General features: G+C 45.1%; 11 protein-coding genes. 5 read left to right on the top strand and 6 right to left on the bottom strand.

What is annotated here, in order from left to right; all coding sequences use genetic code 11:
* Positions 1-62 precede the first annotated feature (62 nt).
* The 6 genes from moaA to GDA45_04270 all read right to left on the bottom strand — a co-directional run bounded on the left by moaA (position 63) and on the right by GDA45_04270 (position 6869).
* Complete coding sequence (moaA, locus tag GDA45_04295; protein ID MBC6414140.1) at positions 63-1073, bottom strand: GTP 3',8-cyclase MoaA; 1011 nt, start codon at positions 1071-1073, stop codon at positions 63-65.
* Between the two features lie 24 nt (positions 1074-1097).
* Positions 1098-1958 carry a tRNA pseudouridine(55) synthase TruB gene (gene truB, locus GDA45_04290; GenBank protein ID MBC6414139.1) on the bottom strand — a complete coding sequence of 287 codons (861 nt, stop codon included), beginning with the start codon at positions 1956-1958 and terminating at the stop codon, positions 1098-1100.
* A 147-nt stretch (positions 1959-2105) separates the two neighbouring features.
* Complete coding sequence (gene rbfA, locus GDA45_04285; GenBank protein MBC6414138.1) at positions 2106-2450, bottom strand: 30S ribosome-binding factor RbfA; 345 nt, start codon at positions 2448-2450, stop codon at positions 2106-2108.
* On the bottom strand, positions 2450-4885 hold the full coding sequence (infB, locus tag GDA45_04280; protein ID MBC6414137.1) for a translation initiation factor IF-2: 2436 nt from the start codon (positions 4883-4885) through the stop codon (positions 2450-2452). The genes rbfA and infB overlap by 1 nt, the downstream gene beginning before the upstream one ends.
* 3 nt (positions 4886-4888) lie before the next feature.
* Entirely contained in the window at positions 4889-6391 is a 1503-nt protein-coding gene (gene nusA / locus GDA45_04275; GenBank protein ID MBC6414136.1) for a transcription termination/antitermination protein NusA, read from the bottom strand.
* Between the two features lie 25 nt (positions 6392-6416).
* Positions 6417-6869 (bottom strand): ribosome maturation factor RimP, encoded by a 453-nt coding sequence (locus tag GDA45_04270; GenBank protein ID MBC6414135.1) that lies wholly within the window; start codon positions 6867-6869, stop codon positions 6417-6419.
* 739 nt (positions 6870-7608) lie between these two features.
* Here GDA45_04270 and GDA45_04265 point away from each other — a divergent pair.
* From GDA45_04265 to GDA45_04245, 5 genes are all read left to right on the top strand, one after another.
* A complete protein-coding gene (locus tag GDA45_04265; GenBank protein MBC6414134.1) occupies positions 7609-9411 on the top strand; it encodes an N-acetylglutaminylglutamine amidotransferase in 1803 nt (600 codons plus the stop codon).
* On the top strand, positions 9408-10895 hold the full coding sequence (locus GDA45_04260) for an NAD(P)H-hydrate dehydratase (protein ID MBC6414133.1): 1488 nt from the start codon (positions 9408-9410) through the stop codon (positions 10893-10895). Before GDA45_04265 ends, GDA45_04260 begins: the two co-directional genes overlap by 4 nt.
* A complete protein-coding gene (gene tsaE, locus GDA45_04255) occupies positions 10888-11346 on the top strand; it encodes a tRNA (adenosine(37)-N6)-threonylcarbamoyltransferase complex ATPase subunit type 1 TsaE (GenBank protein MBC6414132.1) in 459 nt (152 codons plus the stop codon). The genes GDA45_04260 and tsaE overlap by 8 nt, the downstream gene beginning before the upstream one ends.
* A gap of 16 nt (positions 11347-11362) precedes the next feature.
* Complete coding sequence (locus GDA45_04250; protein ID MBC6414131.1) at positions 11363-12892, top strand: N-acetylmuramoyl-L-alanine amidase; 1530 nt, start codon at positions 11363-11365, stop codon at positions 12890-12892.
* A 454-nt stretch (positions 12893-13346) separates the two neighbouring features.
* Positions 13347-14165, top strand: an 819-nt coding sequence (locus GDA45_04245; GenBank protein MBC6414130.1) for an Rpn family recombination-promoting nuclease/putative transposase, incomplete at its 3' end; no start/stop codon positions are given.

Genomic DNA, 14165 nt, shown 5'->3' with positions numbered 1-14165 from the left:
TTATATATGATATGGATAATCGTTAGCAAAATGATACTTACCAGAGGCAACTGGGGAAAACCTTAACCGCCTATATAAGACATCTCTATCTTGGGCAGCGCGGTTGTTTGTGCGCTACGCAGTTCAGAGTAGCGAACTGTGCGTTGGCTCCATAAATCAATGATATAGTGCTTGATTTGCTCGTCCGAATATCCCTCGTTAAGCAGTTGACGCAAATCATGACCGCGGGTAGCAAAAAGACAAGTATATAGCTTCCCTTCAGCAGATAAACGCAGGCGCGTACAACTTCTGCAAAAGGGCTGTGAAACTGATGTTATAAAACCTATCTCTCCTTGCCCATCTTTATATCGCCAGCGCTTAGCAACCTCTCCGCGATAGTTCGCATCAACTGCCGCAATGGGAAATTGCTCATTGATTAGCTTAATCAAGGATTGCGCTGGCACAACTTGTTCGAGTTTCCAACGGTTGCTGTTGCCTACATCCATGTATTCTATCAAGCGGAGAATGTAGTCGTGTCCTCTAAAATGGCGCACCATAGCTAAAACTTGGTCATCGTTACTACCTTTGATAACAACCATATTGATCTTGATAGGTTTGAAGCCGGCAGCTCTGGCGTGGTCAATATTCTCTAGAATTCTATCAACCGGAAAAGCGACATTGTTCATCCCAGTAAAAGCATCATTGTCCAAGGCATCCAAGCTCACCGTGAGCCGATTTAAGCCGGCAGTCTTTAGCAGACGCGCTTTATCGGCAGTCAATAACGATGCGTTGGTGGTTAGGCTGATGTCTTCAATCCCTTTTATTTGTGCGATCATTTTGATTAACACTTCTATACGCTGCCTTGCCAACGGCTCGCCACCGGTGATGCGCACTTTCACGACGCCAAGTTCAGCAAATAGGCGCACAACGCGAATCAATTGTTCAAAGGACAATAATTCATCACGCCGCATAAACTTATAGTGTGTTCCGTATACTTCCTTAGGCATACAATAAGTACAGCGAAAATTACAGCGGTCGGTAACTGAGATTCTAAGATCTCGCAGTGGCCTATTCAATTGATCTTTTAATATCATCGCTACTATATATCCTCAATTCAGCTAAATAAATCGAACTTGCACTTTGCTGTCTCCGCCAACACCTAAAAAATCGCCGCTCTCATTGTATAACCTAAAACAACCACCTGACGGCAACCCCTGCGTGTATAAGCCGTGCCTAAAACATCTCTCTGCCGACGCATCCATTACATAAGCATCGTAGTTCGCATAAATCCTATCTGATTTTATCAAATATTGCGATTTTGCCGGCGGATTAGGTGGCAAATCATCGAGCGAGATTGCAGATTTTATGTTAAAAGTGCCGATAGCAGTACGTTTTAATTTGCCGGTGTAGGCAACCGTGCCAAGTGCTTTTGCTATATCTTCAACCAAAGTGCGTATATAAGTGCCCTTTGAACACTGCACGGCGAAGCTAAAACCGTCGGCGTCAATTTGCTTGAGTGTTAAAGATTGAATATAAACAGTGCGTTTTTTTCGCGGCACCGAAACATTGGCGCGTGCCAATTTATATAAGCGTTGACCGTGATGTTTGAGTGCCGAATACATAGGTGGAGTTTGTTCTATCTGACCACTGAAATCGCTAAATATACGATTTAGAGTCTGCGCTTGTGGGATGACAAAGTCTTGGCGCTCTACCACCGCACCTTCTCGATCACCGGTTGCAGTGCGTATGCCTAAGTTGGCATAAACCTCATAATGTTTGTCCTGTCCGATTATATAACTGAGTGTGCGAGTGGCCTTGCCTAGGGCGATAATTAATAACCCTTCTGCACAAGGATCTAAAGTGCCGGCATGGCCAGCCTTTTTGACACCCAGACGATCCTTCACTTTTTTAACTGCCCAAAAGGAACTTATCCCACTTGGTTTGTAAAGCAGTAGTAAGCTATTATCTATTGCCGACATGGCATGGAGTGTGAACTTCGCGCATGAGTTTATAGACCAACGATATTTTTAGCGCGTCTAGCTCGACCATAAAACTATCATCTCAGCAAGTGCTTTACGATTATCAGCAACATATGCGTGCATGCTCGGTTTGCTGACGCTACTTGACTAGCGGTGGATTTCTTTTAGTATCTGTTCTATGCGATTACCATGCTGGTATGAATTATCTATCTTAAAACTCAGCTTAGGAATAAACCGCAGTGCCAGCTTTGATGACAAATGACTCCTGATAAAGCCACCGGCAGCGGTGACGACTTTGAGCATTTGCTTCTCGTCTTCGTGCGAAGGTATTAAAATATAAACTCTTGCGTGCGAACAGTTTTTACTCACCTCAACATCGGTTACGGAAAGACAATTTAGGCGTGCGTCATTTATTTTGCTACGCATCAACATGGTTATCTCTCTCTTGAGCAGACCGGCCATCTGTAGAGGGCGATATGATACGGTAGCCATTATAATGTCCTGCGCACTTCAGTGCGCTGAAAAACTTCTATTTGATCTCCCAATTTCACATCGTTATAGTCTTTAATCGCAATCCCACACTCTAAACCTTCTTTAGCTTCGTTCACATCATCCTTAAAGCGGCGCAAAGACTCAAGCTGCCCCTCAAAAACTACTACATTGTCTCGCACTACACGAATCGGATTACCTCGCCGTACCGTACCCTCTATCACTTGACAACCGGCAACTACGCCGAGGGCTGATGATCTAAAAGTATCTTTTACTTGCGCAATACCGATTATCTCTTCTTTAATAGAAGGTTCTAACATACCTCCGACCATCTCAGTGATACTCTCCAGTAACTCGTAGATAACGCTACAGTACTGTATCGTAACATATTGCTTTTCGGCTTCTCTGCGCGCCTGCGCATCGGCACGGACATTGAAGCCTAAAACCAGTGCTTTAGATGCTGCCGCCAAGTTGATATCAGAAACATTAATACCGCCGACACCAGTAAATAATATATCAACCTTCACTTCGTCTGTAGGAATTTTAGATAAGCTGTCTTGTATGGCTTCGGCAGTACCTCGAGTATCCGCTTTGAGTAGGATATTAATAGACTGAACGGTTTTGCCAGCATCTTGCATAAAGTTTTCCATATGCACTATCGAAGTGCGTGCTAGTTGTTGTTTATCGCGTTGTTTTTGACGGCGTAGATCGGCAATTTCCTTTGCTCTGCGTTCGCTCTCGACGACTATGAACTCGTCGCCTGCCGACGGCGCACCAGAAAGCCCTAGCATCCCAGCCGGTATTGAAGGGCTTGCTTTACCCAACAAGCGACCGTTTTCATCCAACAACGCCCGCACGCGACCGAATTCGGTACCGGCCAATAAAATATCACCCTTATTCAAAACACCCTGTTGTACTAATATCGTTGCAATGACACCGCGTCCCTTATCCAAGGTTGCCTCGATCACCGTACCTCGCGCAAAACCTGATAGCGGTGCTTTGAGTTCCATAATTTCGGCTTGTAATAAAATTGCATCCAATAGTTCGTCTATACCTTGCCCAGTTTTAGACGAAACCTCGACGAATATACTATCTCCCCCCCACGATTCCGAAACGATGTCGTGTTTGGCAAGTTCTGATTTTATTTTCTCCTTATCCGTGCCTTCCTTATCTATTTTAGTCAGTGCGATAATGACTGGAATTTTAGCTGCCCGCGCATGCTTGATAGCCTCTATGGTTTGCGGCATCACACCGTCATCGGCTGCCACGACCAAAACTGCAATATCAGTCACCTCAGTGCCACGGGCGCGCATTGCAGAGAAGGCAGCATGGCCAGGTGTGTCCAAGAAAGTAATCACACCTTTATCAGTCTGTGCATGATAAGCGGCCAAATGCTGAGTGATACCACCGGCTTCGCTACTGTGCACTTTAGTATCACGTATATAGTCCAATAGCGATGTTTTACCGTGATCTACATGTCCCATTACCACCACCACTGGTGGGCGAGCAACTTTCTCTAGATTTTCATCGTCCACGCTATCAACCAACTTCGCTTCGGCATCGCTTTGTCTCTCGGCAACTGCCCGATGTCCTAATTCTTCTACTATCAGCACCGCAGTATCTTGATCCAAGGACTGATTGATAGTTGTCATAATACCCATACCCATCATCTTTTTGATAAGTTCAGCACTTTTAATAGCCAAACCTTGCGCCAAATCGGTTACCGATATATGCTCAGGGATTACTAATTCCCGCTTTACCTGCTGAGTCGGTTTTTCAAAACCATGCTTTTGAGATGGCACGACTTTAAGCGACTGTAGGTTTTGCCTTTTAGTTATTCGTTTACCACTTTTATCAGTGGCAATGCTTAACTGTTTGCGCTTTGCTTTTTGTTCCTGTTTTTGTTCCTGTTTTTGTTCCTGGTTATCGCTTGGCTCGACCTTGTTATCCGATTTCACTTCAGGTGGTGGGGTTTCAACAGTAGCAGCAGACTTCGCCTTAGTTTCTGGGGTCGATTTAGCTTTAAGTTTGACGACCTTTTTGCTTTCATCGCGGTCTGCGGTGTCAGGTATCGTCAGTTGGACTGCTTTTTTTCTGACTGTCTTAGTCTCCGGGGTATTATCAACGGCTACTGGTTTGGACGCTTTAGTGCGAGTAATTTTCTTAGGCTTTGGTGGCTTAGTCTGTTTACGAGTTTCTACCGTGATCGTATTAGCCTTGCGACCTTGCACGGTATGTACTTGCGTAGTGCTACGCTGGACGCGAGACACCTTTTTGCCTTTGCGAATATATTCAACGACCTGCATCTTTTCCTCGTGCGAAATAGTATCACTTGCCTTCTTGCCGGTAATCCCCACCTCTTTGAGGATACTAAGTATTTCGGCCGGTGATTTCTTCGCGACCTCCGAAAATTTTTTAACTGTTACTGCTTCGCTCATCTTTTATTCGTTTTCAACATTTTGAAACCAGGGAATTCTAGCCTCCATAATTAAATCAGCCGCTTTATCTTTATCTATACCTTCTATTTTTATTAGGTCGTCTACCGCCTGCTCAGCTAATTGTTCACGATTATTAATGCCATTTTGTCGTAGTATTAAAAACAATGCTTCATCGACATTTTCTAAATCGATTAATTCGTTGCTCGCGCTATCATCGTCGCCATCTTCGTCGGATATTGCCATCGCAAACAAAGCATCGCTCGCACGACTTTTTAAGTCGTCTACCAGCTGCTGGTCAAACTCCTTAATTGCAAGCAACTTTTCAGTTTCGGCATATGCGATATCCTCCATACTGTCTAAGCCTTCATCAACTAGAATTTCGGCAACCTCTTTATCAACATCCAATTTTTCATTAAATAGTTTAATGACATCTTGCATTTCACTTTCTTTTTTATCTTCAGCAACTTTTGTTGAAATAACATTGAGCTTCCAATTCAAAAGTTGGCTCGCTAAACGTACATTTTGTCCACCGCGACCTATTACTTGAGAAAGTTTCTCCTCTTCGACTACGATATCTACTTGCTTGAGGTCTTCTTCTATTACGATAGAATTGATCGTAGCGGGCGCCATCACATTGACCACATATTTACCGAAATCTTCATCCCAAGGAATAATGTCTATGCGCTCTCCGGCTAATTCGTTGGATACCGTTTGCACCCGAGCACCACGCATGCCTACACAGGCTCCCACTGGGTCCAAGCGTGAGTCTTTAGAATATACCGCAATCTTCGCGCGCAGCCCTGGGTCTCGCGATGCGCCTTTAATTTCTATTAGTCCCTGTGCTACTTCCGGAACCTCCAACTCAAATAGCTTGATTAAAAAATCAGGGACGGTACGCGACATAATCAACTGCGGACCGTGCATGTCTTCGCGTACTTCCTTTAAGTAAGCACGCACTCGGTTGCCGGGGCGAATCGTATCGCGCGGAATTAACTCGTTACGAGGTATAAAACCTTCACCGTTATTTCCCAAGTCTATATAGAGCCCGCTATGATCTTCGTTCTTAGCATTACCCATAATTAAAGTTCCCACTTTATCTTTATACAAAGATACCGTGCGCGTACGCTCAGCTTCGCGTAACTTTTGTACGATAACTTGTCTAGCAGTGTATGCGGAAATACGTCCAAAAGGAACATTATCAACCTGTCTTTCCAAATAATCGCCGGGGTTCAACGACTCGTCTTCCTTACGCGCCGAACTCAGCAGTATTTGATAATCCGAAGATGAAAACTCGACATCATCATCGTCAACAACCTGCCATCGCCGGTAGGTGTTATATGATCCGGTTTGGCGATCTATCTCTACGCAAATATCTAAATGGCTATCGTATTTCTTACGAGCGGCAACTGCTAAAGCGGCTTCTAAAGCCTTGAATACATCTTCGGCAGCTACATTTTTTTCGTTTTGTACAGCTTCTACTACTCGTAAAATCTCTTTATTTTCCATAGCTATGTCCTCGTTCAGAGTTATGTTAATCTTCGCAAAGTAATTGTCCTTGCTTAATAGCATTGTGCGGAATATCAATCGACCCTTGTTCAGTTTTTAGGGTGATGAATCTACTATTCGCAGCCTCTAAAAGACCGGTAAAATTCTTTCTATTATTTACAGCCATATAGCTTTTCACTTTTATTTTAGCTCCTATATATAGTTCATAATGCTCGTTATTGAGCAACAGTCTATCTATGCCGGGCGACGAAACCTCTAAGGTGTACGATCGCTCAATTAAATCTTCAACATCCAATATACCACTCAACTGATTGCTAACCGCAGAACAATCATCAAGCGTCACACCAGTGGGATGGTCTATATACACCTGCAACAGCGAATGCGCACGGTGCTGTTGCACCCGCAGACCCCAGTAAATATAACCCATTTTTTCAACTACCGGTTTTAGGATCTCCGATAAATCCGTAGCACTATCCATATCGCTCCTTCAGACAATCTACGCCCGACTGATACGCATATAATAAAAAAGCTCCCAGTGAGGAGCTTATAAAAGTCAACCTATGTTCAAATAACAGTTCATATTATATGAAAAATCGGCTTAAAACGCAAAGCAAACAACCTTTGCATTACAAAGCCTGCGTATTGACCAATCATCCGAAATATCTACACTTGCTGATTTAAGCGATTGGAGAACAAACGCAGAGAATAGGATCGTCACTGGGTGACACTTGGTCTCGCCCCTACCTCTTAACGAAAACCTCACATGAAAGGGTAGCATAGCACCCAAAGTGAACACTGCAATTAGCCACCGAGCGTTATTAATTAATTTAGATAAAGGATCTATCTTTGCTTTAGACGATCTGTAAGATCTAGAATAGAACTTATAAATCTGAGTACAGAAACTCCGGCTATTACTATAATAAACAATAGCCCTAATATGGAAACAAGGTGACTATCAAGGTAGTTCCCCAATACTACAATTCCTATACTAATACCTCCCAGTATTAATATTACCAGTGTATCAATAAAACTTATGCTATCTGCATTGCTGCTAAATTGTCGCTCCTTCAATTCAGCCTCCATAATTCCTTAGGTTTGATGCTACTTTATTTATTATATGATGTATATAATTTAATTACTATACAGCGCGTATCACCGGAGGTTGCGCGATCAGATCAGTGGGTGGGTTTAGCGATATCCTGTATAATTTAGCCACAATGTGTGGTATTGCCGGTGAGTTTTATTTTGGGGGGCGGAAGGCAGATGCCGATAACTTGCGGAAGATGCTCGCGCATATTAGTTTTCGCGGTCCCGACAGTCAGCGGATTTGGTGCCACGAAAATGTAGGTCTTGCGCATGCGCGACTGGCAATTATTGACCTATCAGAGAGCGGCAATCAACCGATGAGCGATGACGCGCTCGGCTTGCAACTGGTATTCAACGGTGTCATTTATAATTATAAAACGCTGCGAGCACAACTGAAGGCTTATGGCTATCGCTTTTTCAGCACCAGCGACAGTGAGGTCATATTAAAAGCCTATCACCGTTGGCAAGCAGCGTGCGTTGAGCGGTTAGATGGTATCTTTGCTTTTGCAGTCTGGGATAAGTATCGGAACACACTTTTGCTGGCACGCGACCGCTTAGGCATCAAGCCGCTTTATTATGCACGCACCGCCGATTGTTTGCGCTTTGCATCCAATCCGCAGGCGCTATTGTCAACCGATGGAATAGACACACAGATTGACGCGCTGTCGTTGCATCACCATCTCAGTTTGCACGCGGTAGTGCCAGCACCGCGCACATTGCTGCGCGGCATACGCAAACTGGAACCGGCACATACTATGTCAATCGATGACTCGGGCAATTCGACTAAGCGCTGCTATTGGTCTTTGCCCGAACAGATACAGCCGATGGTGATGTCAGAAAACGAGTGGCTGGAATTGATTGAAAGCGAGCTATTGAACGCGGTTAAGAAACGCTTTGAGATAGCTGATGTAGATGTTGGTGTGCTACTATCGGGTGGTCTGGACTCGAGTCTTTTGGTCGCACTGCTCGCTAAATTGAACATCTCCGATATCAACACCTATACGATAGGCTTTGATAGCAAAGGCAAAGAATTTGGCGACGAGTTCGTATATTCCGATATGGTTGTCAAATATTTCGACACCCAACACCATCGCTTTAGCGTATCCGATACTCAATTATACAGTCGCCTCGGCGAAGCAATTGCAAAGATGGCTGAACCGATGCCTGCCCAAGATTGCATCGCCTTCTACTTACTCGCCGAGCAAGTCGCTGCAGACATTAAAGTTGTGCAAAGCGGACAAGGTGCTGACGAAGTATTCGGCGGCTATTTCTGGTATCCTAAAATGCACCAGGCAAACGGATCGGCTATAGAACGATTCAAGCCGTACTACTTCGATCGCAGCCACAAAGAATATCTAGACACCGTAACGCGGCGATGGCATATACACGACAACACCTCGGCATTGGTCGAAAGCCGCCTTAGACAAATTAATCAACCCGAATTTCTGAATACTGTTTTGTGTTTTGATATCGGCACATTAATCGTTGACGACCCAGTCAAGCGGGTAGACAATATGATGATGGCTTGGGGGATAGAAGCGAGAGTGCCGTTTTTGGACCAACATCTAGTTGAGCGTGCTTGCGCGATGCCGGCGACACTCAAACTCAGAGACGGCGGCAAATACTGCTTGAAAAAAATTGCCCGCCGCTATCTACCCGTTGAAATTATAGAGCGTAAAAAAGGCTATTTCCCAGTTCCTGCCTTAAAATATATACAGGGAATATTTTTTGAAATGATGTGCGACACCTTAAACTCTAGAGCTTGCCGAGAGCGAGACTTATTTGAACATAGTTACATAAACCACTTGCTAAACTCTGCAGAAGATCAATTGACCCCGATACAAGGCAACAAACTCTGGCATTGTGCGCTACTTGAAATGTGGCTGCAAACGCATGTTGATAAACATAGCCTACCAGCAAACCAGGCAGAATGATGCGTGCCCTATACACTGCTGAGCAGAGTAGAAAAATAGATCAAATGCTCATTGAGCAAACACCCGTGGACGGCTACGAGTTGATGCAACGGGCTGGGCGAGCTTGCTTTGGTCAACTGATTGCGAGATGGCCGGACGCGCGTAATATCATCATCTATACGGGTGTCGGTAATAACGGTGGCGACGGTTATGTCATCGCCGAGTTATTCCACCGCATCGGAAGGAATGTAAAGATTTGTCAATTCGGCGATACAGATCACATCAAAGGCGATGCATTAAAAGCGCGTCGCGTGTATCTAGCAGCGGGTGGCAAAACAATCACAGCAACCGAAGTAGACAAAGCCGATGTGATCGTTGATGCGATCTTCGGTAGCGGTCTCAATAGAGACTTATCGGAGCAAGCGGTCAACTGGATTAATCGCATCAATAGCCATAGCGCACCGGTGCTGGCAGTGGATATTCCTTCGGGTTTAGATGCCGACCGCGGGTGTGTGCGACCAGTCGCAGTCAATGCCGATATCACGGTCAGCTTTATCACCCGCAAACGCGGCATGTATACTGCTGCCGGCAAAGATTATTGCGGACAGATTTTTTTTTCCAACTTACAATGTTTAGCGGACATCATTAGCCAGATACAACCCGACTGTCAACTACTCAACCATGCAGAGGCACTAAAATGGCTGCCACCCAGATCGTCCGACACGCATAAAAAGGACTTCGGACATGTTCTGCTCATAGGTGGCAATTATGGTATGGCTGGAGCAATCGGCTTGGCTGCTAAAGCCGCTTTGTATAGCGGTGCTGGCTTGGTCAGTGTGCTCACGAGAGGGCAGCATACTGCGATTGCGACTGCGCTATGCCCACCGCTGATGGTACACGATGCGGAAAATTCGAAAGCAATGAAAAAACTGATACGAGACTGTAACATGATCGTCGTAGGACCGGGATTAGGTAACGACGATTGGGCACTTGCGCTGCTGTCCGAAGCCTTAGACAGCAATAAACCGCTGGTCGTGGATGCCGATGCCTTGCATCTATTAGCCGAAGAGCCGCTGGCAGCAGAGCGCTGGATACTCACCCCGCATCCCGGCGAAGCGGCGCATCTATTGAACAAGACAACCAGTGAAATACAAAGCAATCGCTTTGCCGCGGCGCAAGAGATACAAAATCGCTACCACGGTGTCTGCGTGCTAAAAGGCGCTGGTACGATCGTTAGCAGTAACACCCAAACGACAGTGTGCGAAGGCGGTAACCCGGGCATGTCCAGTGCTGGCATGGGCGATGTGCTCAGCGGCATTATTGCATCACTACAAGGGCAAGGTATGACGCAAGAAAAAGCTGCCCTGCTCGGAACCTGTGCGCACGCCCGCGCTGGCGATCTTGCTGCTGCCGACTTGCCACGCGGTTTGAGTGCCGATGTCGTCATCAATTATTTGCCCAGCGTAGTGAATGGAAGTTCTGCCAAAACTAGCTACCATGCCTAATTTGCACATTAAAGATGCCGCCGCTATGCAGCAATTGGGTATATGCTTGGCAAATTATGTGCGCCCGGCAACCTCGTTATGGCTGCAGGGACCGTTGGGTGCTGGCAAAACAACCTTATGTCAAGGGATCCTCTATGGTCTAGGCTACACGCAAGCGGTAAAAAGCCCTACCTTTACGCTGGTTAATAGTTATACTATAGGACGATTGATCGTTCATCACTTTGATTTTTATCGCATATCCGATGCTTATGAATTCGATCTGATCGGCGGTCGTGATTATTTTAGCGACGATGCTTTTTGCATTATTGAATGGCCAGAACATGCCGCAACACTGCTACCGCAACCGACGCTATGTATCAATTTGGAGATTGACGATTTATCGCGTAATGCCCTAATAGATAATAATACGCAATATCCCCTAAAGAAAATAATTGAAGATTTTAAAAAATGATTGAGGATTTTAAGTCTTGAAAAAATACTTCAGAAATAAAAGCATTTGTTTTTTATATTTATGCGCATGGCTCTGCCTATATCCACTCACTTCATACTCAGCAGAATTACGCGACATACAAATCAGCGAAGCTAATCAGAGCACCCTTATCTCGCTCGGCTTTGATAGCCGTCCGCGATATAAAACCTTAATTCTCGGCAACCCACCTCGCTTGGTCATCGATCTATTTGATACGGTGCGCGGCGCAAGGTTAGCAGACGCCAATATGCAAAACACATTTATCAAAAATGTACGCTTAGCAGCCAAAGAAGGTGGAAACTATAGAATAGTCTTCGACCTTGTTGCCGGTATACAAAGTACATCGTTGCAGACGCTACCAGCCGATGCCTCGCACTTGATGTTCAAGCTAAACTATCCGAACTGGTTCAGTAGCCAACCTCGCACCCCCGGGCAGATTAACCAACTGCAACCAGTCAGCACACCGCAACCGGTCAGCACACCGCAACCAGTGAGAACACCGCAACCGGTCAGCACACCGCAACCAGCCAGCACACCACAACCAGTGAGCACACCGCAACCGGTCAGCGCACCACAACCGGTCAGCGCACCACAACCGGTCAGCACACCGCAACCGGTCAGCAAACCGCAACCAATCGCCGCTGAGACTACAAGACAGATAGATAAAACCCAGCTACGCGATGCTCTGATTATGATCGACCCTGGGCACGGCGGTAAAGACCCCGGCGCCATCGGCGTATCAAACAGCAGGGAAAAAGACATCGTGCTAGCAACCGCAATTATCCTACAACGCATGCTCAACCAAGAATACGGTATCAAAGCATTACTAACGCGGAACGACGACCGCTTCATAGATTTAAGAAAAAGACTACAAGCCGCACGCATCCATCGGGCAGATCTGTTTATTTCATTGCACGCTGATGCTTTTCATCACGATAATGTGCGCGGCGCATCAGTCTATGTGCTATCCGATAAAGGCGCCTCCAGCGAAGCGGCGCGTATACTTGCACAACGCGAGAACAAAGCAGTGGTAGGCGGTGTTAACCTTGACGATAAAGACAACCTCCTCGCCTCGATACTACTAGATTTATCGCAGAACGCAGCGATGGAACGCGCCAATTTACTGGGGCAGCGCATCCTTACTGCCTTTGGCGGCAATGTTAGAAGTCAGCAAATAGAATCAGCAGCGTTCCTCGTCCTAAAATCCCCCGATGTCCCATCAGTGCTAGTAGAGCTCGGCTATCTCACCCATAAAGAAGAAGAAAAACTATTGAGACAACCAGATTATCAAGCAAAACTTGCGCAGAATATCGTATCGGGCATTAAAAATTACCTCAACGACTACGCCTCCGCCGATATGATCCTTGCGCATACGACAGTGCGAGATTACACAGTCGTCAAAGGCAACACCTTATTCTCTATTGCCAAAAAATTCAACAGCAAAGTTGAAAGTATCAAAAAGCTCTCAAGGCTTAGTTCGGACACTATATATGTAGGACAAGTACTAAAAGTGCCAATGGCAAAATAGTTTTTCTTAATTCAAACTTGCACAGTTTAGATTACAGCCTCTAAGTAGATCCTAGCAACTATTTTTTGTATCTTGATACTCAATATCAAATCTATTTTCGTACCTGATAGCTAGTCGGTTCATCGTCGGTATCCAGTTCCGTATCAGCATCGTCCGAGGGCTTGTCAACACTTCATCCCGTTGTAGCTTCAGAGAATAAAGCCTGCTTTTGCAACAGCTCAGCATTAAACTTTGGCTTTTCAAGCATTGCATATGCCCGAGTGTTTAGCTTACAGCAAATAGACCGAATCTAACTATATCTGGGCTTACAAACAAAGTATGAGTGCCATCTGTCGGCCAATTCCGACCGTCTGTCGGAAAAGCTACATCGCCGACCTAAAAACCGATTAGCTTATATGTTGCTATCAATAATATTGTTGCTAAAAATCACTCAACATATAAGGAGAAATATCTAATGTCCAAAAAAATGGCAAAAAAAACACCCAAAAAAACTATGGGGTTAAAGCTAACTCAAGACATTATATTTAAGATTTTCTTCTCAAGGAACGAGCAGGTCTTGATGTCATTACTGAGGAGCTTTCTGCCTATTCCTGATAACATCTCCGATGTCATCATTCTAAACCCTGAGGCTAAAGACAAAGATGATCAAACACCTGCATCCAAGCCGACCGATGCTCTGGACTGCGAACCACACGCAATACTACCCGAGAAATCAGATGAAAAGCAAGTCATATTGGATTTGCGAGTCAGGCTCAGTAGTGGTGAGAATATCAATGTTGAGATGCAATCGGTCTTCAGCAAATACCTGCAGGAAAGGATCTTATTTTACTGGACTAGACTCTATAGTCAGGGCTTAAAGAGAGGGAAGGATTACGACCAAGTCGCACCAGCCTATTCTTTGATATTCACGACCTACTCGATGTTGGAAAAAAAATTTAAGGGTAGTATTAATTCTTTTTCTATCCGCTCGGACGAGTACCCTCATGATAGATTGAATAAAAATTTAAGGATTGTGACCGCCGAGTTAAATAAACTGCCAAGCGATTACAAGCAATTGATTGATTTAAGAGAGAAATGGTGTTATCTTTTAAGTCATTCCGAAGCAATAACGGAAGCGGAATACCATTATTTATCAAAAGACGAGGAACTTAAGATGGCACTAGAACACTTGAATAGATTGTCGGAAGATGAGAGGTTAGAGCAAGTAGCTTTATCCCGTGACCTATCGGAGATGACACAGTATTTACACGAAAAAGGACTGCGAGAGGAAGGC

It is taken from the genome of Chromatiales bacterium (assembly GCA_014323925.1).
Classification (GTDB): domain Bacteria; phylum Pseudomonadota; class Gammaproteobacteria; order Poriferisulfidales; family Oxydemutatoraceae; genus SP5GCR1.
Note: the sequence above shows the minus strand (reverse complement) of the source record. Positions and strands in the feature narration are given on the sequence as shown.